The sequence below is a fragment of the Eisenbergiella sp. OF01-20 genome (assembly GCF_003478085.1).
GTDB lineage: Bacteria > Bacillota > Clostridia > Lachnospirales > Lachnospiraceae > Eisenbergiella.
The window spans coordinates 61,382-85,925 of record NZ_QUES01000018.1; the positions used below are offsets into that span (position 1 = coordinate 61,382).

Below are 24,544 nucleotides of genomic sequence, written 5' to 3' on the forward strand. Positions count from 1 at the left end.
TAGAATAAGAGATGGCTCATCACCGGATAGAGAAGGGGAAAACGCATGCTTAAAATTTTGCTTGTGGAAGATGAAAAGCTCGAGCTGGAAACGCTGCGGGATTATGTGGACTGGAAAAGTCTGGGTGTCGGAAAGGTTTACACGGCAAGAAATGGCAGGACTGCGCTGGAATGTATGGCGGAGCATGAGCCGGATATCCTGATCGCGGATATACAAATGCCGGTTATGAACGGAATTGAACTGACAAAAAGAGTGCGGGAGGAAGGATACCGGTGCAAGATTATCTTCCTGTCCGGTTACGATGATTTTGAATATTTAAAAGCCGCTTTTCAGGTACAGGCTATCGACTATATTTTGAAGCCATTCAGTGTGGAAGAGGTGGAAAAACTCATCCTCCGTATAAAAGGGGAGCTGGAGAAGGAGCATACCGCAGAGGTTTCCCTGAAGCTGGCTTCGGGGCAGCTGCTGGCCAACGCCTGTGAAGGCAGGGAGGAAAATCTGGAGGAAATGTCGGAAACCTGCTTCGGAAGGCCTGTTGAGGAAAAGGCTTATGGTATGCTGGCCATTTATGGGGCGCCGGAGGAAAAGCATGTCCACCGGATTTCCGATCTGTTTGAAGTACAGCATGCTTTTCTTTCCGACCAGATGATATATGTCATTCTGCAGGCCTACATTTCTTTTCAGGATGCCGCCGGCAGGATTGCAAAACTTCTGGAGGGGGAAGGAAGCGTGGCCTGGCATACCCAAAAGCTATCCATAAAAGAACTGCATACTGCCGCTGTCCTGCTTTCCGGAATGCAGGATGAAATGTTCTATGGAAAGCCGGGAGAGGTGGTCTGTGCACATCCCGGGGATAAAAAAGCGGTTCCTGTTGATCGGGACGCCTACCACAGCGCCAGACAAGAGTTGCGCCGTTTTATTACCGCCGGGAACGGGATGGAAGCGGATACGGCCATGCTAAGATGCCTGGAGGAGTTGAGAAAAGGAAACCGGAGGGAGTGCCAGAGAGAAGTTTACGGGCTATATCTCAATCTCCATAACCGTCTGGAAATGGAGGATTCCCGTTTGATGGAGGAAATGGATAAACGGAGTGTCAAGCCGGAGCTGCTGATTCTTGATCTGGGTTTCTTTTCCCAGGTACAGGAAGCCCTGCGGCAATATGTGGAAAGCCTTTGCTGTTTTTATAAACGCCAGCAGGAGGATCCGAACTTCTATGTATCGGGTTGGGTTAAGGAATATATAGAAAAAAATTATGCCGGGGCCTGCAGTGTGGAAGAAATGGCAGAGGGACTGCGGCTTTCCCCCAACTATCTGCGGAGTCTGTTCAAAGCCGGAACCGGACAGACCATTCTGGAATATCTGACCGATTTCCGGCTGCAGAAAGCATGTGAACTTTTAAAGGATAAAACACAGAAAGTAAAAGACATCGGACTGCTGGTGGGTTATGAAAACATATCCTATTTCAGTCAGGTCTTTGTGAAGCATTATGGGGTAACACCAAATGAATATCGTAAAATGGTTTAGGAGTTTTGGCTTCATGGGAAAGATGATGCTGGTTTATACCGTATTTGCAGTCATTCCCATGATATTTCTGACTGCCTATAATTATAGAAAAACCAGCGAAATCCTGACAGAAGAGAGTTTCCAGGAAATGCAGCAGAATATGGTTACAACAGGGAAAAGCCTGGAATCCTCCTTCCTGTCTTATAGTACGATTATGGATCTGCTCTATACGAACCAGATGCTTAACAGCTATCTCAGCGTGGATTATACGGATATTTCCTATTGGGACATGTTTTCCTACATTGATAAGCAGCTGCACAGTATCACTATCTTACAGCCGAATATTTACCGGATTAGCTTCTATAGCACCAACCGGACACTGCCGCAGGATAATTATTACTTTTATAAGAAAGAAGAGCTTCCTGCCGGTTTTGAAGCAAAGGCTTCTGAAAAGAGCGGTTCGACAACAATCGGCGGCATTGTAAATAAAGACGGGGTTGATTATCTGGGATTCATACGCAAACTGAATTATTACAGCAGCGGGGAAATTGAAAATTATCTGGTCATGATGGTTGATGCCAATTCCATAAATGAACAGCTGGGACAAAACGATAATTCCAGACAGATGTATCTGGTTGACGAAGCGGGACAGGTACTGGCTGCGGGCGCGGCGGCGGCAGAATCGGACATAGGAAAGCTGATCCCGGGATGGAAAGAAATACCTTCCGGGGATACGGGCCGGAAAATATCGATGGACGGTATCGATATGATCGGTATGCGGCGCGAAGAGGACATGGGTCTGAACCTGCTTTTGCTCATTGATCAGGAAAGTCTGCTTGCGGAAACAGCAGAAGTAACACAGCGGATTCTCTTTGTTTTTCTGCTGAGTTCTTCTTTTGTATTCTGCGCTATCTGGCTCTATGGCAAGATGGCGGAAAAACGTGTGGAAAAGGTGGTTTATGCGGCAAAGAAACTGGGGGACGGTCAGTTCGACTATATTCTCTCCGATATGGGATACGACGAAATCGGCCAGATTGCCAATGCTTTTAATTCCCTTAATGAACGGATCCAGATTCTGATCCGGGAAAATTATGAAAAGAAGCTGCTTCTGAAATCCAGTGAAATGAATCTGCTTCAGGAACAGATAAATCCCCATTTTCTGTATAATGCCCTTTCTGTAATATCTTCCATGGCTATACGGGAAGGGGGCAAAAAAACAGTACAAAGCGTACGTTACCTCGCGGATTTCTACAGGATATCCTTAAATAAAGGGCGACAGACCGTATCTGTCCAGGAGGAACTGGATCTTTTACAGAATTATATGAAAATCCAAAAGCTCCGTTTTGGGGATGCTGTGGACATATCGTATGATGCAGACAGGGAAATACTGCCTTGCCGGACAATTAAACTGATTTTACAGCCTCTCGTGGAAAATGCTATCCACCATGGTACGCGAGGAGAAGAAGTACTTCACATATCCGTACGTGTGGGGCAGGATGGAAACCGCATATTTTATGAGGTATCGGATGACGGACTCGGAATCGAACCGGAAAAGCTGGTACAGCTGCGTACCGAATTAAAACAGTCCCAGGAAGGTTTCGGCCTGAAAAATGTGGATATCCGGGTAAAGCTTAATTATGGAAAAGAATATGGGGTGACAATAAACAGCGTGTATGGTAAAGGAACCTGCATCCGGGTGGAAATCCCCGGGACGGCAGGCAGCGCTTTCGTAAATAATGATTGTCTTTAAGATTCTGCAAGAAAGGAAGCACTTGGCGGTGCTTCCTTTTTTATCTGTCAGGCAGTATCCTGAATCGTTAAATCTATAAATTATCGTAAGATTTTAACATCTATCAGAATGAAATCTATAAAAAGTGTAAAATACTGATGGTTTTTATAAATATCTTTTCTTGTTTGACGTGCTATTTGTATATAAAATTAAGGCACAAGAGAAATATGTATACATTTCACACAAGAGAGGGTGGTATCTATGAAAAAGGCGGTTCCACAGGCAGCAGAGCCTGAAAAAAAAGCAGGGAGAAAGAAAAGCCTGGGATTCCGGTTCTGGGAACAAAGATATCTGTTTCTGCTGCTTCTGCCGGCACTGGTATGGGTGTTATTGATTTGTTATGCGCCAATGACCGGCCTGTACATGGCATTTATCAATTATACGCCGAAGGGCAGCGGCTATTTTGCGGATATGGCTAATTCTGCATTTGTCGGACTTGATTGGTTTCAGTACTTTTTTTCGACGGATTTCCTGAAAATCATGAGAAATACACTGGCAACCAGTCTGCTCACACTTTTGTTTTCTTTTCCTCTGCCCATCATTCTTGCCATATGCCTGAATGAAGTGAGAAGCAACAGGATGAAAAAGTTCGTTCAGACGGCTTCTTATCTTCCCTACTTCATATCCTGGGTTATTGCGGCAAACATTTTCATAACCTTTCTATCCGCAGACGGCGTAATCAACAATCTTCTGATCGCGGTCGGTCTTACAGACGAACAGATTTTATTCTTTCAGCACGGGCCTTATTTCTGGTGGATTATTGCTTTTGCAAATGCATGGAAAGTTCTGGGCTATAACGCGATTATTTATCTGGCGGCTATTTCCGGCATCAGCCAGGATATGTATGAAGCTGCGGACGTGGACGGCGCCACCCGATTACAGAAAATCTGGTATATTACACTTCCCGCTTTAAAACCCACGATTATTATACTGCTGATCCTGGCAATCGGCGGCATTCTCAACACAGGCTTTGAGCAGCAGCTATTGATGGCTAACGATTCCATTTTGGATTATTCCGACGTACTGGATACCTATGCATACCGGTACGGTCTGAAAAACGGGATGTATTCTTACGGTACCGCAGTGGGTCTGTTCAAATCGGTGGTTTCTTTTATCCTGGTAATGGGAGCAAACTCTCTGTCCAAAAAGTTCGATGACGATAACAGTGCATTATTTTAAGGAGAGATAGAGATGAAATCAACAACCAATGTATATAAAAAGAAAAGACCCGCTTCCGACATTGCGCTGGACATTTTCAAGGTTTTTTTTCTGGCGCTGGTAGTAATTCTGTGTGTATATCCATTCTGGAATATTTTTATTATTTCTATCAATGATGCTACGGATGCCATGCGCGGCGGTTTATATTTCCTTCCCAGAAAACTAAGTTTTGCGAGCTATAAGGATATTCTCACCCGCTCCACGTTTCTGCATTCCATTCTGGTTACACTGGCCCGTACGGCGGTGGGGACGCCGTTGGCTGTATTGGCTACCACCGCTCTGGCCTATGTGCTTTCCAGAAAGGAGCTGCTGTGGAAAAAGCCGATTACACTCTTATTTATTTTCACCATGTATTTCGGCGGCGGTCTGGTCCCTTATTATATGGTACTTAAAAATCTAGGAATGCTGAATAACTTTATCGTATTTATTTTTCCCAATCTGGTGAGTGTTTACAACATGATTCTGGTCAGGAACTATATAGAGGGAATGCCTGATGCCCTTTTCGAAGCGGCAAAAATTGACGGCGCAAACGATTTGACAATTTTTTTCAGGCTGGTCCTGCCGCTGTCCAAACCGATTATTATGACAATTGCCCTGTTTGTTGCAATTATGCACTGGAACTCCTGGTTTGATGCCTACTTATACACAAACTCACAGAATCTGAAAGTAATGCAGTCCATTTTGGTGGAAATTCTGAACCAATACCAGACAACAGGCGCGAACCAGGCGGCGAACCGCACCGGGCAGGGAATTACACCCGACAGCATCCGTATGGCGGCAACCATGGTGGCGACTATTCCAATTATCCTGGTATATCCGTTCATCCAGAAATATTTTGTTAAAGGTATCATGCTCGGTTCCGTAAAAAGCTGAACCAAAGCTTGAAGAGAGGATACATAACCTGTAAGATAATAAAAGGAGGATTTTATGAAGGCAAAAAAAGTAACAGCGCTTTTATTGAGCGCGGCAATGGCTGCTGCAGCGTTGACAGGCTGCGGAAACGGAAGTACAGGGGGAGAAAGCGCACAAGGAGCACAGGCGGCTTCCGATGGACCGGTAACACTGACTTTCTTTGATAAGAACTCGGGCAGCAATACCTTTGACGATGAAATTGCAAAGGCTATTGAGGAAAAAACAGGCGTTACCATCCAGGTGGAAAATCCCACAGGGGATCCGCTGGAAAAGTTAAATCTGATGCTGACCGGACAGAATTATCCGGATATTGTCCTCATGGACAGAGGCAACGAAATCGTAAACCGCTATATCGATGCGGGCGCCCTGATCCCGCTGAATGACCTTATTGACCAATATGGCCCCCATGTAAAGGAAATGTACGGCGATGTACTGAATAAAAGCCGTTACAGTGACGGAAATAATTATTATCTGAATAACTGGTATGGCGTGGATCCGGACGCGTCCGCCGGAGTCCTTATGAGAAGGGATCTGCTGGCCGAAATCGTGGGACAGGAACGCGCCGATAGCCCGGAGCCTTTTACACAGTCTGAGTATCTTGATATTTTACGGCAGTTTAAGGAAAAATATCCCACTATTGACGGAAAAGAAAGCATTGCCGTTACCCTGGATGCAGAAACCAAAAATTACGCCGGTACTTTTGGCGGCATGTATGGAATCAAAACCTATCATATTAACGGCGATTCTCTCCAGCATGTTATAAAAAGCCCTAAATACAAGGATGCAATCACCTTTATGAATACCATGTATTCAGAGGGACTTCTGGATAAGGAATGGGTCGTAAACAAAAAAGAACAATGGACCCAGAAGCTTTCAGCCGGTAATGTATTTTCCACCTTTGCATCTTATTGGGATACGGATGGGGTCAATACCAGCCTGGCTTCCACAATTGGGCCGGATGCCCAATTCTACAGCTACAAAGTAGTCGGCGAAGGAATGGATCCCTCGCAGACCACCTATAACGGCAGAAGTACACTTGGCTGGGATGCAATTGGTATTACCTCCAACTGCAAAAATCCGGAGGCTGCCATGAAATTTATTGACTTCCTCGTAAGTGAAGAAGGCCAATATCTGATGATGTGGGGAATCGAAGGTAAGCACTGGGATATGGTAGACGGAAAGCATGTTCCGAAACAGGAAATTGTTGATGGTTTCCAGACAGATTTTGATAAAACAAAGCTGGAGACCGGCATCCGTAAATGGTCCTGGTTTATTAAAAACGGATACGGAAGTGACGGCACACCGTATGACATGTCCACCAAATATGTTTTGCAGCCTACCGCGGAATTTGCGAACAAAAGTTTTGGCGAGTCAGACAGCTGGGATACGGCAGATCTCACAGGTCTGGAACCTGCGGGAAGTTCTCCGGAAGGTCTGAAATGGCAGAAGGTACAGGATATTTATAATCAGAATTTCCCCAAAATGGTAAATGCAGCAAACAATGAGGAAGCGTTGGCTGTTTATGACGAAATGGCTGCGGAAATGGAAGCGGCAGGGCTGTCTGATGTGGAAAACTACCTTACCGCTCAGTATCAGGAAAGAATGGCATTGTGGGGACAGGCGGATTGATACCAGGTTCCTTTACCTGACAGCCAGTGCCTGCAAAAAAGGGAGTAGATAAAAATGGAATGGAAAATCACTGAAACAGGATATTTTGAATTATGGAATGGGCCTACCCCGGTTCTATCCGCCTATTCCACAGCGGAACATACCGACGGAAGGCAAATAGATACCCGGACAGCACAGCTGTCCGGAACCCATACCGAGGCGGATAGCACCGAACTTGTTTTCACAGCAGGGAACGGGCTGGTTCTCACCGAGAGGCTGGAAGTCACATCGGACGGTATTCCGTTTGCCTCTTGTTCCCTCTCCGAAGCAAACGGAAAATCCGTGGAATCCCGGCGTCTTTCGCCGCTTATTATGCAGGCTCCCGGTCAGGGAATATCCCGTCTATGGAGAAGCCTTTGGTCACAAATGCTTCTGGTTCCGTATGACAATACCATGTGGCTGCGCTACGAGGCGGTGCCCCCGCGGGCCGGCAGAAGAAGCTATGATCTGACCGTTCTGTTTTCCCCCGACAGCCGGGAGGGGCTGCTGATCGGCGCTGTTGATTTTACCACATGGAAAAATGCCCTTGTCTTTTCCGGCTTTGATGCAGGAAAGCTGGAAGCCCGCTGCGGTATCGCCGAAGAAGGGACACATGACAGTGTGGAACATGGAAGCATGGCAGGAAATAAGGTTTATTCTTCCCGCTTCTGCATATTTCAGGGGGAGGATTACCGAAAGCTGCTGGAACAATACGGTGATTTGCTCAAAACCTTAAAAAAACCGTTATCCTGGAATGGGAGTGTACCTTTTGGATTCAACAGCTGGGCCGGATTCGCCTTTGAACTGAATGCGGATAATTTCAGGGATACCGCCGCTTTTATGCGGGATCAGCTGATGCCGGCAGGCTATCTGAATGAAGGAATTACCTATGCAAACCTTGATGCCGGCTGGAATATTATCCCTGACAAAATTCTGGAAGAAATGGTCATACAACTGCACCAGAATGGTCAGAGGGCCGGTATTTATGATGCTCCTTTTGCTTTTTTCGGACAGGATACGGAAGCTGAGATCCCCGGGGTTCCCGGTCACCTCTACTCGGAAATCCTGCTGCGTAATACAGAAGGCGAATTACTCCCACGGGTAGACGGCGCAATTCCTTACGATGTAACCCATCCGGTCTGGAAAGAACAGATGAGGTGGAAACTGCAACGCTTTATTGACTGGGGTTTTGATTATATTAAGCTGGATTTCTTAAGCCACGGCGGTATGGAAGGCTGCCATTTTGATGATGCAATACGCACGGGACGCCAGGCAATCACGGAAGGATATGAGTTTTTGACAGAAAATCTGTCTGAGGATAAAATCGGCAGGCCCTTTTTCATAAGCCTTTCCATCGCGCCTCTGTTTCCTTTTGGGTACGGACATGCGAGACGATTTTCCTGCGATGCATTCGGTACGGCGGAAGATGTGGAGTATGTCCTCAATGCCCAGACCTATGCCTGGTGGCAGAGCGGGCGGCTGTATGCGGCAAATGATCCGGATCACATCTGTCTGTTGAAGAGCTTCTGCATGGAAAAAGACAGCACGCCGGGAGAAGCAAGGGCACGGTATACAACAGCGGTTATTGCAGGTACTGTCATGATGCTCAGTGACGATTTCCGAAGAGAGGAAGCCCGCCAGAGAGCCTTGGAATTTGCAACCAACAGGGAAATTAACAGCCTTGCGGCATCGGGAAGTGTATTTGTGCCTGCGGAGTCATGGGGTTTTTCCGCATCAAATATCTTTACGGCCCAAAAAGACGGAAAGCAATATGCTGCTGTGTTCCACTGGAAAAAAGGAAAGGAACAGGTGTGTGTGGATCTAAAACGTGCCGGACTGCATCCCACCTCCTCTTTCCGGGAACTGTGGAGCGGGCAAATCCTTCATCCGGAAAACGGCATCCTGACATGGCCGGTACAGGATTGTGACGCTGCTCTTCTGGAAGAGATCCTCCCGGAGGACATATCCGGTATCTGAAAGCTTGTGAACATAATCTCTTTTTGCCCGGAAAAGAATATACGCTCCTTTTTCTCCTGTCGCGGCAGGTAGAAGGAGGGGCTGTCTTATGGGGATAAAAAGCATAAAAATATATTTTTAAAAACCCATTGACATTTTCCTTTATTTTTTGTATTATTGAATGGCTTGATAAAGTCCGCATCGAAGCGTGGCTCAGTTTGGTAGAGCGCTGCGTTCGGGACGCAGAGGTCGCGTGTTCGAATCACGTCGCTTCGACTATAAGAAAGCCCGGAAACTTAACGTTTCCGGGCTTTTACTTTTCCCCTTTTAATGCTGGAACAGGCCGTTCTACGTTTTGTCCAGCAGACACGAAGTAATCAGTATTGCTTTGTCTGCTTCTATCTGCCCTTCTTCCGCCCATGGATAAAAAATTTTCTTTTATGTGCTATAACTTCATAGGGCCGTTAATTCCACATATAATAAACCATTCACTCATACACTACTCATTATATCCTGCTTCCTCACTCTCCCGCCGTCACGAAAAACAGGTTGTACCATGCCTTTTCCCAGGATATAATCAGTATAAGACGGAACCAATGACAGCCATAGCCGAAACGGAGGTAACGCATTGAAAAATAAGGACCAGACTATTTCTCCTCAGCCTTCGCCTGAGGAAATGTTATTTGCACAGACTGACGATACCCTTCTGCTGGAAAGTATTACGGGTGAAGAGGTGTCCGCCAACCTGAAACCTATGGATGATATCAACGGATATAAGGTACGTCCCGGCTTCTATGAGGTTAACGGCGCTTCTGCCCTGCCCGGAGGCGTAAATTTTACCATTGCTTCCCACAATGCCACTTCCTGTGAGCTTTTGCTTTTTCACCGGAAATCCTCCCAGCCTTTCGCCAGTATTCCTTTTCCGGAACACTATAGGATTGGTAATGTATTTTCCATGATTGTGTTCGGTTTGAAAATTGATGAATTTGAGTATGCTTACCGGCTGGATGGACCCTATGATCCGGAAAAAGGGCTGATATTCGATAAAAATAAGTATATTCTGGATCCTTATGCAAAAGCGGTCACCGGTCAGAGTGAATGGGGCGTACACCTCCCCTGTGAGCGGAACTGTCAATATAAATCCCGGGTGGTGCGGAATAACTTTGACTGGGGCAGCTGCAAACAGCCGCTGATACCCATGAAGGATAATATCATTTATGAATTGCATGTCAGGGGCTTTACCAGGGATGCTTCTTCCGGGGTTTCCCATCCCGGCACCTTCTCCGGATTAATGGAAAAAATTCCTTACCTGAAGGATCTGGGGATTAATGCAGTGGAACTGATGCCCATCTTTGAGTTTGATGAAACGGCCGGCAGCCGGGAGGTGGACGGACGGAAGCTTCTGGATTATTGGGGATATAACCCTGTGTGCTTTTTTGCTCCCAATACCAGCTATACCGCACAGATCGAATATAACCAGGAAGGGCTGGAGCTGAAAAAACTCATCCGTGCCCTGAATGAAAATGGGATTGAAGTCATACTGGATGTGGTGTTTAACCATACTGCAGAAGGAAATGAACAGGGGCCTTTCTTCTCGTTTAAAGGGCTGGATAACAACATCTATTACATGCTGACCCCGGACGGTTATTATTATAATTTCAGCGGCTGCGGCAATACCCTGAACTGCAACCATCCTATTGTCCGGCAGTTGATCCTGGACTGCCTGCGTTACTGGGTGATCAATTACCGGGTGGATGGTTTCCGTTTCGATCTGGCTTCCATCCTGGGACGCAGTGAGGATGCGGCTCCCATGAGTAAACCGCCTCTGCTGGAAAGCCTGGCCTATGATCCTATCCTGGGAAGTGTGGATTTGATAGCCGAGGCCTGGGATGCGGGCGGGCTGTACCAGGTGGGGTCTTTCCCCTCCTGGAACCGTTGGGCGGAATGGAACGGAAAATACAGGGATGATATCCGCAGCTTCCTGAAAGGAGATGACGGCTGCGCAGCCGCAGCCGCCCAGCGTATCATGGGATCCCCTGACCTTTATCCTCCTGAGAAAAGGGGTCCCAATGCATCCGTCAATTTTCTGACCTGTCACGATGGTTTTACATTATACGATCTGTATTCTTATAATCATAAGCATAACGAAGCCAACGGCTGGAATAATACGGACGGTGCCGATGATAACCGGAGCTGGAACTGCGGTCAGGAAGGGGCGACAGACAAGGAGGTAATCCTGACGCTGCGGACGCGTATGATCAAAAATGCCTGCGCAGTTCTTATGTGCAGCCGTGGTACCCCCATGTTCCTGGCCGGGGATGAATTTGGAAATACCCAGTTCGGCAATAACAATTCTTATTGCCAGGACAATGAAATCTCCTGGCTGGACTGGACTTTACTGGAAGAAAATAAAGAAATCCACGACTTTTTCCGGTATATGATCGCTTTCCGCCGCCAGCATGGCGTGATTCGGGACAATACGGCTCCCTGCAGCCTTGGTTTCCCGCCGATGAGCCTTCATTCCCAGAAACCCTGGGATGACAATTTCTCCTGGGACAGCAAAATGATTGGTGTCATGTTTGCCGGAGTCTATCCCTCGGGCAGGGATGATATCCTTTATCTGGGTATCAATACCTTCTGGAATCCGCTTTCGGTGGAGCTTCCGGAACTTCCCTCCGATAAATACTGGATTCCCGCAATGGATACCGCAAGAGGAACATCCGCGGTAATTACCCGAGAAGAAGTCCTGGATAAAAATATTTACGTCATGGGTCCCCGCTCGGTACTGCTCTGCCTTGTAAGAGACAGAGCATAAAACCTCATTTATTTTCCCTTCCGGTAATAAAAAACGAAGCCCCCGGGGAGCTTCGTTTTTTATTTATCTGGAAAAACACTCAATCGATCAGCATATACAGCAATGTCAGTAATAGTCCACAGCAGGCAAGGAAAAGACCAAAGGAAAGGCTTCTTCCTATAATTGTCCCATTCTCCCGGAAATCATCATGCACCATGGCAAGCTTATGCTCATATCTGCCTTCCATGTGCTGCTTCAGGTATCTATCCTCCTCCACCTCTTCCTCTGTGGCATCCGGATGATTAAAATAATCAGTAACTCCATCCAGAACAAGGCCCACCATATGGGTCAGCGGAGTTCCTTCGTTGAGTTCATGAGGGATTTTACTGTCTCTGTATATCGTCTTTCTCAAAAGTACCACTATCGTGTCTATCAGGCCGTCCGCAAGTCTGCACAAGGATCCGCACAGCAGGGGAAGCACGGTGAGAAGAATGGGGCGGTACAGCAGGTTCTCCAGATCCAGCCATACAGGCCAGCGATCCCTGTATACCCTGCATCCTTCCTGCGTCACCATCATCCATTTACGCACCACCAGCCCATACAGTAAAACTCCGATAACTAGGGAAATACAGGCCCCTTTTAAATTAATCAGGGAAAAATAGGCGATTACCGTTTCCACCCTTTCCGCATGCAGGAATTCTGCCGCCATATCCGCAAGCCTGTCGGTTATCAGATGGGGAAGTACCCCGAGCAGAGGAAGGAGCACGGCGCTGCCTGTCAGGGCAAACCCGCTCAGGCCGTTCATATAATGCTTCATGCCTTCAAACCGTTCCTGCCGCCCTCTGTCATTGTTTTTTTCCACGAAGAGGCAGATATACAGCTTCAGCATATAAGCGACGGTCATTCCGCCGCTGAGCAGAAAGATCCATTCCACCGCTCCCATCCAGACGGCGCCTCCGGCCCCTGCCAGGCCTGCCATATGCCGATATTCCACAATCGATTCATGCAGCAGGGTCTTGCTTGTATAACCATTCCATAAAGGCATTCCGCCGATCCCCAGAGCCCCCATCAGGAAACAGAACTGCAGAAGCGGTTTTTTCCTGCCAAAACCTTTTATTTCGTTCAGATTTAATTCATGAAGATTCATAAATACTACGCCGGCTGCCATGAAAAGCACCAGCTTAATCAGGGAATGGTTTACCATATGAAGCAGGCTTCCCCGTATAGCCAGGCTGCCCTCTTCCCCGATAAGCCCCTGCATACCTATGCCGATAAGTATAAACCCGATTTGGGAGACAGAGGAACAGGCAAGCGTCCGTTTCAGGTTTACGGAAAATAAAGCCAGAAGAGCGCCTGTAAACATGGTAAGTACTCCAAGAATCAGCATCAGGGTTCCCCAGCCCGCGTCAAAGGGAAGAAGACAGCAGCTGATAACCAGGATACCGAACACTCCCGCTTTGGTAAGAATACCCGAAAGCAGGGCCGAAGCAGGCGCAGGCGCTACGGGATGTGCCTTTGGCAGCCAGATATGCAGAGGGAATACACCCGCCTTCGCCCCAAAGCCAAACAGCAGGCAGACCGCACCGGTAACAATACGGCCATATCCGCCGTCCCCCTTCATTTGGCTTGCTTTCACCGCTGCCGTAAGCCGGGTAAACTCCAGCGTTCCCAGCTCCCCATACAGGAGGAACAGCCCCATCAGCATAACCAGCCCGCCGATAACCGCAACTGCCAGATAGGTTTGCGCAGCCCGGAGAGCTTCCTCCGTTTCCTCGTGGGCTACCCATGTATAAGAAGTAAAGGACATGATCTCAAAGAATATAAATACGGTAAAGAGGTCTGCCGAAAGAAATACACCGATAGTGGCTCCCAGCGTTAGCAGGGTAAAAAACCGGTATCTCCCTGTGTCCCTGTAGCTCTTCATATATTCCGCGGAGAACAGGCTGGTCATCATCCACATCAGAGAGGCGATCAGGCAGTACAGCGCCCGAAAACCATCCACACACAGATGCATACCCAGTCCGCAGAAGCCTTCCCATCTAAAATCATACCGGATCCCCATATTGCCGCCGTCCCAGAACAGAGCAAAAAGCACAGCGAAACACAACGTCTCCAATACAGTTACCACGTTCTCTCCTTTTCCCAGGAAGAGCACGATAAATGCCCCCAGGAAGGGAAAGGAAAGGATTAATAACAGCATATAATCACCAGTCATCTCCGGTTCCTCCAACCTCTCATTTCAAATTCCCGCCGGCTATTTCCTGAAAAAAGCTCACAATGGGTGCGGAATGCAGGCCGAATATAAGGATTGCCGCTGCAAAAATACACAAAGGCACCAGCATCATCCATCCCGGATCCCCGGTATCTCCGGGAAGATCCGGCTTCTTTTCTTTATCCGGGAAAAATGCCCTTATCACAATGGAAAGCATATAAACAGCCGTCAAAAGTGCGGATATCAGCAGTGCGCCTATTCCCACATAGGCCAGTACGTTATCGCTCATAACCGCTGCGGTGGCAAGGTTCCATTTACTGATAAATCCTGCCAGCCCCGGCACGCCCATCAGCCCCAGGGACGCTATGGTAAAGATACCGAACACCACGGGCATCCGTCTGCCCAGTCCGTCTATTTCATGGACATATTGCTTTCCTGTTTTATACATAACCGCCCCTACACAGAAAAAGGAACATATCTTCATTACAGCATGGAATACCATGTGGCTCAGGGCACCCACCAGGCCGAGAGGAGTCATGATACAGACGCCGAAAAGGATATAAGACAGGTTGCTGATCGTGGAATAAGCAAGCCTCCTTTTCAGGTGGGTCTCCTTCAAAGCCCTGCTGCAGCCGTAGACAATGGTAACTATCACAATTCCCATCACCACATTCTGCGCCCAGCTTCCCCGGATAAAATCCGCGCCGAAGCTGTAATAGGTAAGCCTGATTATGGCAAAGGCCCCCGCCTTTACCACAGCTACCGCGTGCAGCAGCGCCGTAACCGGTGTGGGAGCCACACCCGCCTGGGGAAGCCAGGAGTTAAACGGGCACACGGCCGCCTTTACACCGAAGCCGCAGAAAGCGATACAGTATATCAGCAGCAGCATGGACCTTTTATCCCCGCCGATCACCGCCGGATCCAAAACACCGCCGAAGGTGAAATTAATGGTCGTCCCATAGGTCAGCAGGAATATCAGGCCGATAAAAGCGAAAGCCGCGCCGCCAAGCGAATAATACAGATACTTCCGGCTGGCCAGTATTGCCTCCCTGGTGAGCGTATGCAGAACCAGAGGCACGGTAACCAGTGTGAGCAGCTCATAAAAGAAGTACATGGTGAGCATATCTTCCGCAAAAGCAATACCCAGCGTGATCCCATAAGTTATGGTATAAAACATGAAAAAATACCGTTCCCTTCTTTCATGCTTCATATATTCAAAGGAGTACAGCGTCGCCAATGGCCACAGCGCCGCCACCAGGCCTGCAAATACCATGGATAATCCGTCAATCTCCAGGGACAGGGAAAGATTATTGACAAACTGTACGATAGGAAATGCCTCCGCGGGCCTGTTCAGAAGCAGCCCTGCCACTATCAGGGAGGTTGCCGCCACCACACACTCAATATACACCGCCATATGCGTTCTTTTTTTAAAGGGTATCAGGGGCACCACGGCACCGCCCAGTACAGGCAGAAGCACGGCCACAAGCATCATTTCTGGTTTCATAGAGGAACACCTTTCTTTTTCCCTGGTATAGATATCACATCGGGAACAGCTGCTGTGCGATTTGATTGATAAAGGAAAGCAGCCCTCCCGGGAACATGCCCGGCACTACGGCCAGGATGGTCAACAGCAGAATAGGGATCAGCATAACGGAATCCGCTTCCTTACGTACAAAGCCTTTACTCTGCGCTTCCTCTCCCGGGAAAAACCCGCGCATGGCTATGGGAAGCAGGTAGCCTGCGGTGAGCAGCGCGGACAGCAGCAATACCAACGGCCCCAGCCACCGGAAAACTCCGGTATCTGACGACAGGGAGCCAACAGCCAGATACCATTTGCTCACGAAACCGCCTGCCGGAGGAATCCCTATTAAAGACAGGGACAGCAGCGTCATACAGCCTGCGGTCACCGGCATCTCCTTCCCGATTCCCTTTAAATCCTCCACCCGTGTTTTTCCAGTCCGGAATATGATCGCTCCGGCGCAGAGAAACAGTCCGGATTTAATAACTGCATGAAAAAGAACATGCAGGAATGCCCCCGTCATACCCACCGGGTTCAGGAGCATCAGGCCGAACAGGATATACGAAACCTGGCTTACCGTAGAATAGGCCAGCCTCTTTTTCAATCCTTTTTCCAGATAAGCAAGCATAGATCCCAGAAAAACCGTTCCCAGGGCAAGTCCCAGGAATACTTTCTGGACCCAGGTTCCCTGAAGGAACGAGGCACCGAAGATAAAATAAACCACCCTGATAATGCCCAGCACTCCCGATTTGACAATAATACCGGACAAAACGGCAGAAGCGGGCGCAGGCGCCACCGGATGTGCCGTAGGAAGCCAGCCCTGCATGGGAAACAGGCCGGCTTTTACACCGAATCCCATCAGCATCAGGAAAGCAACCACTAACAGCAGGGTTTCATGCCCCTCCGCCAGGGAAAAGTCCAGCACGCCCCCTGCCGTGAAAGTAAGGGTATTTCCGTAGCGGTTGATAAAATACAGCCCGAACAGGGCCAGATAAGCGCCTGCCAGGGAGTAAAATAAATATTTCAGCCCTGCCATCACCGCTTCCCTTGTCCGTGTATGGAACACAAGGGGAAGGGAGAGCAGGGTCATGCATTCGTAGAAAAGATAAAAGGTAATCAGGTTGCCGGAAAAATCCAGGCCCACCAGAATGCCGTATACAATGAGATAAAACCCGAAATATCTTTTATTACAGTCCTCATGCTGCATATACCGGAATGCATAGATTCCGGCCAGGACCCAGACAATAGTGACTACCGTCACAAACAGCCTTCCCACCCCGTCCACTTTAAAGTACACAGGAAGCAGCGTTGTCAGCTGGAACAGCGTAAAAGCAGTCTCTCCCCTGCCAAGCACCATGATAACCGCAATTGCGGTCACCACAAGCCCTATGGCTGTCAAGGCTGTCATTGCAGCCCGTTTTATTGAATTTTTCAAAAGCAGCAACAGAATCCCCATAATAATAGGAAAAAATATGGGAAAAAGAAGCATGCCTGATTCCTTCATATAAAGCTCCTGTCTGCGCGCCGTACCCGCGCCTGATAGTAAACAATGTGAGGCCCCGCTCTGCGGAACGCCCCCATGCTCCTCCCAACTCCAACAGCCTGTTTCCTTAGCCAAACATAGCCAGTCCCGACTGTATCCACTTCACAATAGGCTGGGAAAGCATACCCAGGGCAATATTAAGGCTGATAAAGAGGACGATGGTAACCGCATAGGTTTTTTCTCCCCTTACGGTAATCACCTCACAATCCGGACGTTTTTCCGGAACAAATATACGGATGACTGTCTTCATGAAATAAATGGCATTTAATATGGTGCTGATTCCCAGCACGATAAGAGCCGGCAGCATTTTATAAGCATGTCCGATAGAGGCCTGGGCAAACAGCAGCTTGCTCACAAAGCCTGATAACAAAGGCATACCCACCATGGACAGAGATCCCACGGTAAACCCGATTCCCGCTATTTTATGCCGGTAGGCGGCTCCCGTCAGATCCTGGAATTTGCGGCTTCCTTTGGAAACATCCGTCAGGCCGATAGCGGACACGAACAGGAGTGACTTCGTGGCTGCATGGGACAGGATATGGAAGATGCTGGCGACCATACCGATTTCCGTTCCCAGCCCGAAGCCCATATAGATGTATCCGATCTGGGCCACACTGGAAAACGAAATCATCCTTCGGATATCGTTTTCCTTGATCGCGCTTAAGGAGCCGAAGATCATGCCCATAAGCCCGAAGATAAAAAGCACATTTATAATCTTATTCCCTGCAATAAATTCAAAACCGATTACCCGGTAAAAGATCTTAATCAACAGGAAAATATATCCCTTGGACACCAGACTGGAAAGCATGGCGGCGGAGGATACGGTGGAATAGCCATACGCATCCGGCAGCCAGGAATGAAAAGGGAACAGGGCGCTTTTAATAGCAAGCCCCACACAGATCAGACCTATGGTTACCACCAACGGCACCTGGAATTCCCCCTGGGCTACAATTTCCCCCACGGTTTCCTTGATATTGCTCATGAGCAGATGGCCGGTCATGTCATACAGCATACTGATTCCCACCAGCAGCAGACCGCTGCCCAAAAGGCTCATAATCATATACCGCACCGCCGCTTCAATCGTTCTTCCGTTCTGCCGGATCATAATTAGGCCGCAGGCAGCTATGGTATTGATTTCCACAAAGACGTAGGCAGTAAACAGATCGTTGGTATATACAAGGGCGAGAAGGGAACTGAGCAGCAAATCCGTAAGGATATAATACAGATTATGCTTGCTGTATTCCACTTCCCCCAAAAGCTTTTTCCGCCCGCCCATCATGGAAAGCAGCATGATGATACAGAAAAACAGAGCCATACCCGCTTCCAGCACACCCGCGCGGATTTCGTTTCCCCAAGGTGCCGGAAAATGGCCCATCATGTAGGTATAACTGGTTCCTTTCCCCGTAAGGTATACCAGCAGCACGGCCGACATACAACCCACCGCGCCGATAACCGCCGTGTTCAGCCACTTGGCGGCTTTAGCCGGAAGGACCGAGCTGACCGTACCGGAAAACATGGATAATATAATGGAAAAGAAGGGAAAGTTCTGTACAAAATCCATTTACAATCCCTCCTTTTTCAGTCTTGCCGATATTTCATCCAAATCCAGCGTATGGTATCTGCGATACAGCCGGATGGTCAGGGACAGCATCAGGGCCGTCACGGAAACCGATACCACGATACCCGTAAGAACAAGGCCGCTGGGAACCGGATTGATATAGCTGGCCATAGTCTGGACCCCGTCCACCACAATAGGGGCCTTACGTCCAAGAATATAACCCTTTTCCGCAAGGAACAGATAAACCGCGGTATCCATAATATTAAGGCCGATTATTTTTTTTATCAGGTTCTTCTGCAGGAGAAGGTTGGAGAATCCGATGCCGAACAGGATCATGGCAATCGCTTCCCCATAATTGGATAAAAGGTTACCGCCCATCCTAGAATCCCCCCTTCCTGAATAAGGCGTAAAAAGCATACATGGTACAGGTCACCACCAGACCCACACAAATATTCAGCACCAATATCAGGCCGCTGCTCAGGATTGCCCCGGGTGTGCCCAAAGGGATTCCGCTTTCCAGGTGGTTGGCCCCCATATAAAAGGAATAGCTTTTTGCCAGACAATAACAGGTCAGGGAGCAGAAACAAATCCATTTATACGTTTTCTCCGTAAAAAACCGTTCGGTTTTTGCAAACCCGAAGGCATTCAGGTAAAGTATAAGACCCGCACCGATAATAGCGCCGCCTGAAAACCCGCCTCCGGGGGAGAGGTGGCCGTTTAGAATCACATAAATGCCGAATATAATGATCAAAGGGACCAGGAAACCGGCCACTTTCTGCAGGATCAAATCGTTTTTAGGCTCATAAACCCGGTCATTCTCCACCGCTTCCGCCTGGGTCATGGCATTATCCCGGCTCTCCCCCTCCTGCTTTTCTTTTTTATCAATGCGAAGCAGAATAAGGACCGTAACCGTGGCAATAAACAGCACATTGGATTCCCCGAAAGTATCAAACGCCCGGTAGTCCAGTATCATTCCGGTAACGATATTAACGGCACCGGTCTCCTGCAGCCCTTTGGTAATGTAGCGCTCCGATACCTCATTGTTGTCCGGGTTGGAGGCATTACCGGTCCTGGGAAGATAGGAAACGGTCACCAGCATAATACCAATCAGACAGATACAGAATATAACCCCCATCACCCGGTAGGCTTTATTAAAAAGCTGAAGCTTCCTGTTATGCTTCACATCATAGACCTTTTCCTGCAGCTGCCGGTATTCCCGCATTCTTTCCTGAACGCTGGATTCCTCTTCCTTATATTCCTTCTGGGGTTTCATTTCCACCCTGCCCAGAAGAGGATCCTCCTCTCCATAAAACCAGCGGGAAAAACGGCTATTCTTCTTTTCTGTCATCTTCTTCGTCCTCCCTCCGGATAGCATGGATTTTTTTCAGCGTCACAAAGAAAAGCACACTGGTGACCCCCGCTCCGACAGCAGCTTCCGTAATTGCCAAATCCGGCGATTCCAGAAGAATCCATATAATCGACATTACCAGGCTGTAGGACATAAAAATCAGGATGGAATTCAGCAGGTTCCTGGAAAAGCTAACAGATACCGCACACACCACCAGAAAGCCCATTAACAGATATGTAAATGTCTGCATATCATTCTCCTTTCTGCGCCCCGTCCTGTTTTTCATCCGTCTCTGTCCCCAGCTCACAATGCTCCATCAGCGTTTCATCCGTCATTACCTCCAGACGGGAAATCAGGTGGGAGGAAACCGGTGACGCAAACCACAGGAACATGATGACCAGAAGCATTTTAAGGCTGGTAAAATTCAGGCCGGACATAATGATCAGGCCCGTCAGTGATATTCCGATACCCAGGGTGTCCCCCAGTGCCGCCGCATGCATCCGGTTCAGTACAAACTCAAAACGGAAGGATCCGAACACCTCCAGGGCAAAGGTAAGCAGCCCTGCGGTAAGAACCACTGTCCCGATAATAAAGCGGAGCAATTCAAGATTCATGCACTTTTTCCTCCTCTGCCGCATCCCTTTGCCTGTCTTTTTTCCTTGTTTCCTGATAAACCCCCATATATACCTTGGTCAGCACAATAACCGCCAGAAAGCTTATCATGGCGTAGATGATGCAGATATCCACCAGATAGCCTTCCTCCAGCAAAAGGGCGAGTATGGCTATCATAACCATAACCATCGTACCCATCATATTCACAGCCACCAGCCGATCCGCCACGCGGGGACCGCGCACAGCCCTTATCAGGCAGAGAAGCAGCATAAACCCAAGAAAGATCAACGCCGCCGTAAAGACCGCTTCATATGCATTTTCCAAACCGGTCATTTTGCCACCTGCCCTTCTATCTTGTGCAGAAGCCACACAAAGGTACTGTCCGAAAGCCCTTCGCCAAACTGCTTGTCCAGACAATGTACGGTATACACATTATCCTGCAGCGATACCGTGATGGTACCAGGCGTAAGGGTAATGGAATTCGCCAGCAGAACTCTGGCGGTTTTCGTTTTCAAGTCCGTTTTAAACCGGACAATAACAGGCTGGACCCGGACATGAGGGGAAACAATGAACGTAAGGGTTGCCGCATTGGCTTTGACGATTTCCCAGATAAGAACTCCGAGATAGGCAATGATATAACCTGATTTACGCAGGATTATCCAGTCCTTCCGCGGACTGTAATCCAGGAATTTACAGCAGAAGGCATAAACGGCCCCTGCAATCACAATTCCGAACAGAACGATTTCCAACGTAACCTGCCCGTTAAAGATCACCCATAGTAAGAAAAAGAGTATGTACATAAAATGCCTTCCCCTCAACAATCAACCACTGTCATTAAAAAACACTATTTGCATCATGCGAAAACAGACACAAGCGTCGCCCGACGAAAATACGCCGGGCGTCATCCGCTGTTAAGCCAACGTCTGTTCCAGTTTATTTTTCAATTCGTTTTTGGATACCGCACCCACAATCCTGGCTTTTTCCTGTCCGTCCTTAAATACCAGGAAAGTAGGGATATTCATGACTCCATATTTTTCAGCAATTTCCATATTCTCATCAATATTGAGCTTGCCCACCTTGGCTTTTCCATCCAGTTCCTCAGCCAGCTGCTCCACTACAGGCGCCATCATCTTGCAGGGACCGCACCAGTCCGCAAAAAAATCCACCAATACCGGCTTGTCCGACTGCAGCACTTCTTTTTCAAAATCTCCCGTTGTAAATTTATATTCCATGATAAAACCTCCTTTGTTTTTTCTGTGTCTCTTTTTAGTCTTGACGATTTTCTGTTTTCCATACGAATACGGATAACATATCAATACAAAACAGAGGCATAAGTTCATGGTATAAGCATATTACACATTTTTGTGCTTTGCAAGGATAAAAATAGTTAAAAAGTGCACATATTACCCATTACTGAAAGCAGAGGTGCAGATACCGGTATCTATAATAAAAAATACATGGATTATCCGCTCATTATCCATGTATTTTCAGATCTTTTTATTCAAATATATCAAAGAATGCTGTTATCTGCGGATTATATATTTACATATAGGATTGCCAATCGAAGAAAACCTTTCCTCATATTCCGTCATCACATTCCCTTCCATCAGCACTTCATCCCCATGGAGATCAAAGGTAACCACATCCGCCTTCCATCCGGCCGGCTCCAGCTCCTCCAGCGCGAAATCAAACAGAATTCTGTTATCCGTTTTGAATTCCAGCTTACCGTCCTTCTTAAGTATCTCATCGTATCTGGCAAGGAACTGTCTGGAGGGCAGGCGCCTTTTGGCATGCCTGTCCTTGGGCCAGGGATCCGAGAAGTTCAGATATATCCTGCTTATTTCTTCTTTGTCAAACACATTGCAGAGATCTTCCGCATCCATGCGGAGAAAGCGGACGTTGGGAAGCTCGTCCTCCTCCATCTTCTGGATAGCGCGGAGCAGGACACTGGAATACTTCTCAATGCCGATATAGTTTATTTCGGGATGTTGTGCGGCCATTCCCATTAGAAACCTCCCTTTTCCCATTCCGATTTCTATATGGATAGGCTTCTCATTTCCGAATATCTCTGTCCATTTTCCCATTTGTGCCTCCGGTTCATGTATCACAAAACGGCTCTCCCCAATCGCTTCCCTGGAGCCGGGTACGTTTTTAAGTCTCATTGGTTTTCCTCCCTGTCTGCAACGGTAACCCTACCCTCAAATAGAATAATCTTTTATGGATATGCACCTTTATATTCATCAAGGCATTATAGCTTATTTTCTTTTTATTGTAAACACAGGCCCACATACTCCGCTTACGTATTCCCGGCCGGGAACTTTTTATGAATTTTTCCTTAAATCCCTTAAAATTTATCGCCGGATAGTGTATGATGAAAGCGGTAAAAACGTATGATAAACGTAAGAATAGCTCAAACACCGGCCTAATCTGCGTTTGAGTAAGGAATATAAGGTGATATACATGGTATTACATCCCGGTAGGAAACATAAATTTATATTTTTTCTGACCACTGTCCTTCTATGTCCGGCACTGGTTTTCTGTGTTCCTTTCTCCGTCTGGGCAGCACCTGCTGCCGCAGGAAACAGCTTCCAGGAGGAAGCCGAAGTGCGTAAAGAGATGCCCGTGGAATCCAATGAATGGGAAAACTGGCCCGCAGGGCCTCTCATCGGTGCCCAATCCGCTATTTTGATGGAAGCCAACACCGGCGCGATTCTCTATGAAAAAAATATACATGACAAGCTTTACCCCGCCAGCATAACCAAAATACTGACCGCCCTCATCGCTATGGAAAACAGTCCTCTGGATGATATCGTCACCTATTCCAATGAAGCGGTGAACAGCATTGACTGGCTGACGGATTCCAATATGGGGATCAAGGCAGGGGAACAGATCACTATGGAACAGTCCCTTTACGGACTTCTGGTAGGATCCGCCAATGAAGCGGGAAATGCCATCGGGGAGCACATCAGCGGAAGCATCAGCTCTTTTGTGGATTTAATGAATAAAAAGGCCGCGGAACTGGGCTGCCAGGATTCCCACTTTGTTACCTCCAACGGGATATTCGATGAAAACCATTATACCTCTGCCTATGATATGGCTTTAATCGCCCGTGCCTTCTTCTCCAATGATCTGCTGTGCAAAATGGCGAGTACGGCCAATTATACCATTCCTGTATCCGCCACGGTGAGCCAGGAAATGAATGTCCACAGCAAAAACCAGCTGTTTGCAAACAAGACTTATGCTTATGAATATCTGGTGGGCAGTAAAACAGGATATACCTCGGAAGCCAGACAGACCCTGGTATCCTGCGCACAGAAGGACGGCCTGAAGCTCATCTGCGTTATTCTAAAGGAGGAATCGCCCGCCCAATATACGGATACGATAGATCTGTTTACTTATGGTTTCAGTAATTTCCATGCCGTAAATGTTTCAGAAGCGGATACGGAGTATACGGTGGGCAACAACAGCTTCTTTGAATCGGACAGTGATGTGTTCGGGAATTCCGATCCGCTGCTTACCATTAATCCCGCCGATATCATTGTGCTACCCAATACTGCCGAATATAAAGATGTGGAATCGGAGCTGGATTATGATAACGGGCCGGAAGAATCGGCTGCCACAATTCATTTTACCTACAACGGTTCCTTTGTGGGAAGCGCTTCCGTGGAAATTGTCCGGACGAACGCTGCTGCCTCAAAGACGCAGAATAGCACAAACGCCGCTGCCGGCCAGGTTTATTATATTAATATAAAAAATGTTTTATTTGCTGTCGTTGCTATGGCTATTTTCCTGTTTGCCCTGATATCCCTTATTTCCCTGCTTCGCAATTACAGCTTTGGAAAACGCAGGAAGGTAAGCTTGAAACGGAGCAAACGGCGCAGGAAGGATGGAATTGATTTTGACAGGTATACAAGAGGGCCTGACGGTCTTTGA

The 24,544-nt window shown here is 47.9% G+C and carries 20 protein-coding genes and 1 tRNA gene; 9 read left to right on the top strand and 12 right to left on the bottom strand.

The window, feature by feature from the left end; genetic code table 11:
- Positions 1–45 precede the first annotated feature (45 nt).
- The 8 genes from DXA36_RS19505 (at position 46) to glgX (ending at position 11,840) form a co-directional block, all read left to right on the top strand.
- Positions 46–1,524, top strand: coding sequence for a response regulator transcription factor (locus DXA36_RS19505; protein ID WP_118681160.1), 1,479 nt, complete (start codon positions 46–48; stop codon positions 1,522–1,524).
- 13 nt (positions 1,525–1,537) lie between these two features.
- Positions 1,538–3,253: a cache domain-containing sensor histidine kinase gene (locus tag DXA36_RS19510; RefSeq protein WP_182479167.1), complete on the top strand. Its 1,716-nt coding sequence runs from the start codon at positions 1,538–1,540 to the stop codon at positions 3,251–3,253.
- Between the two features lie 240 nt (positions 3,254–3,493).
- Entirely contained in the window at positions 3,494–4,471 is a 978-nt protein-coding gene (locus DXA36_RS19515; RefSeq protein ID WP_118681162.1) for an ABC transporter permease, read from the top strand.
- A 12-nt stretch (positions 4,472–4,483) separates the two neighbouring features.
- Complete coding sequence (locus DXA36_RS19520; RefSeq protein ID WP_118681163.1) at positions 4,484–5,383, top strand: carbohydrate ABC transporter permease; 900 nt, start codon at positions 4,484–4,486, stop codon at positions 5,381–5,383.
- A 54-nt stretch (positions 5,384–5,437) separates the two neighbouring features.
- Entirely contained in the window at positions 5,438–7,051 is a 1,614-nt protein-coding gene (locus DXA36_RS19525) for an extracellular solute-binding protein (RefSeq protein ID WP_118681164.1), read from the top strand.
- Between the two features lie 54 nt (positions 7,052–7,105).
- Positions 7,106–9,046 (top strand): alpha-galactosidase, encoded by a 1,941-nt coding sequence (locus DXA36_RS19530; RefSeq protein ID WP_118681165.1) that lies wholly within the window; start codon positions 7,106–7,108, stop codon positions 9,044–9,046.
- A 181-nt stretch (positions 9,047–9,227) separates the two neighbouring features.
- Positions 9,228–9,301, top strand: a tRNA-Pro gene (locus tag DXA36_RS19535).
- A gap of 478 nt (positions 9,302–9,779) precedes the next feature.
- A complete protein-coding gene (glgX, locus tag DXA36_RS19540; protein ID WP_412249589.1) occupies positions 9,780–11,840 on the top strand; it encodes a glycogen debranching protein GlgX in 2,061 nt (686 codons plus the stop codon).
- A 79-nt stretch (positions 11,841–11,919) separates the two neighbouring features.
- Here glgX and DXA36_RS19545 read toward each other — a convergent pair whose 3' ends face one another.
- From DXA36_RS19545 to trmB, 12 genes are all read right to left on the bottom strand, one after another.
- Positions 11,920–14,034: a complex I subunit 5 family protein gene (locus tag DXA36_RS19545; protein ID WP_118681166.1), complete on the bottom strand. Its 2,115-nt coding sequence runs from the start codon at positions 14,032–14,034 to the stop codon at positions 11,920–11,922.
- 19 nt (positions 14,035–14,053) lie between these two features.
- Positions 14,054–15,535, bottom strand: coding sequence for a complex I subunit 5 family protein (locus DXA36_RS19550; RefSeq protein WP_118681167.1), 1,482 nt, complete (start codon positions 15,533–15,535; stop codon positions 14,054–14,056).
- Between the two features lie 34 nt (positions 15,536–15,569).
- Positions 15,570–17,054 carry a complex I subunit 5 family protein gene (locus tag DXA36_RS19555; protein ID WP_118681168.1) on the bottom strand — a complete coding sequence of 495 codons (1,485 nt, stop codon included), beginning with the start codon at positions 17,052–17,054 and terminating at the stop codon, positions 15,570–15,572.
- Between the two features lie 106 nt (positions 17,055–17,160).
- The gene (locus tag DXA36_RS19560; protein ID WP_118681169.1) at positions 17,161–18,654 is read right to left on the bottom strand and encodes a complex I subunit 5 family protein; all 1,494 of its coding nucleotides are present in this window, start codon (positions 18,652–18,654) and stop codon (positions 17,161–17,163) included.
- Positions 18,655–19,029 carry a sodium:proton antiporter gene (locus DXA36_RS19565; RefSeq protein ID WP_118681170.1) on the bottom strand — a complete coding sequence of 125 codons (375 nt, stop codon included), beginning with the start codon at positions 19,027–19,029 and terminating at the stop codon, positions 18,655–18,657.
- 1 nt (position 19,030) lies between these two features.
- Entirely contained in the window at positions 19,031–19,999 is a 969-nt protein-coding gene (mbhE, locus tag DXA36_RS19570; protein WP_118681171.1) for a hydrogen gas-evolving membrane-bound hydrogenase subunit E, read from the bottom strand.
- Positions 19,980–20,249, bottom strand: coding sequence for a hydrogenase subunit MbhD domain-containing protein (locus tag DXA36_RS19575; protein ID WP_118681172.1), 270 nt, complete (start codon positions 20,247–20,249; stop codon positions 19,980–19,982). The genes mbhE and DXA36_RS19575 overlap by 20 nt, the downstream gene beginning before the upstream one ends.
- A gap of 1 nt (position 20,250) precedes the next feature.
- A complete protein-coding gene (locus tag DXA36_RS19580) occupies positions 20,251–20,613 on the bottom strand; it encodes a cation:proton antiporter (RefSeq protein WP_118681173.1) in 363 nt (120 codons plus the stop codon).
- Entirely contained in the window at positions 20,603–20,944 is a 342-nt protein-coding gene (locus tag DXA36_RS19585; protein WP_118681174.1) for a monovalent cation/H+ antiporter complex subunit F, read from the bottom strand. The genes DXA36_RS19580 and DXA36_RS19585 overlap by 11 nt, the downstream gene beginning before the upstream one ends.
- Positions 20,941–21,411, bottom strand: coding sequence for a Na+/H+ antiporter subunit E (locus tag DXA36_RS19590; protein WP_118681175.1), 471 nt, complete (start codon positions 21,409–21,411; stop codon positions 20,941–20,943). Before DXA36_RS19590 ends, DXA36_RS19585 begins: the two co-directional genes overlap by 4 nt.
- 111 nt (positions 21,412–21,522) lie before the next feature.
- Positions 21,523–21,951 (bottom strand): thioredoxin, encoded by a 429-nt coding sequence (trxA, locus tag DXA36_RS19595; protein WP_279221553.1) that lies wholly within the window; start codon positions 21,949–21,951, stop codon positions 21,523–21,525.
- Between the two features lie 183 nt (positions 21,952–22,134).
- Positions 22,135–22,773: a tRNA (guanosine(46)-N7)-methyltransferase TrmB gene (gene trmB / locus DXA36_RS19600; protein WP_118681176.1), complete on the bottom strand. Its 639-nt coding sequence runs from the start codon at positions 22,771–22,773 to the stop codon at positions 22,135–22,137.
- Between the two features lie 442 nt (positions 22,774–23,215).
- Here trmB and DXA36_RS19605 point away from each other — a divergent pair, with 442 nt between their 5' ends.
- Positions 23,216–24,544, top strand: a complete 1,329-nt coding sequence (locus DXA36_RS19605) for a D-alanyl-D-alanine carboxypeptidase family protein (RefSeq protein WP_182479168.1) — start codon at positions 23,216–23,218, stop codon at positions 24,542–24,544.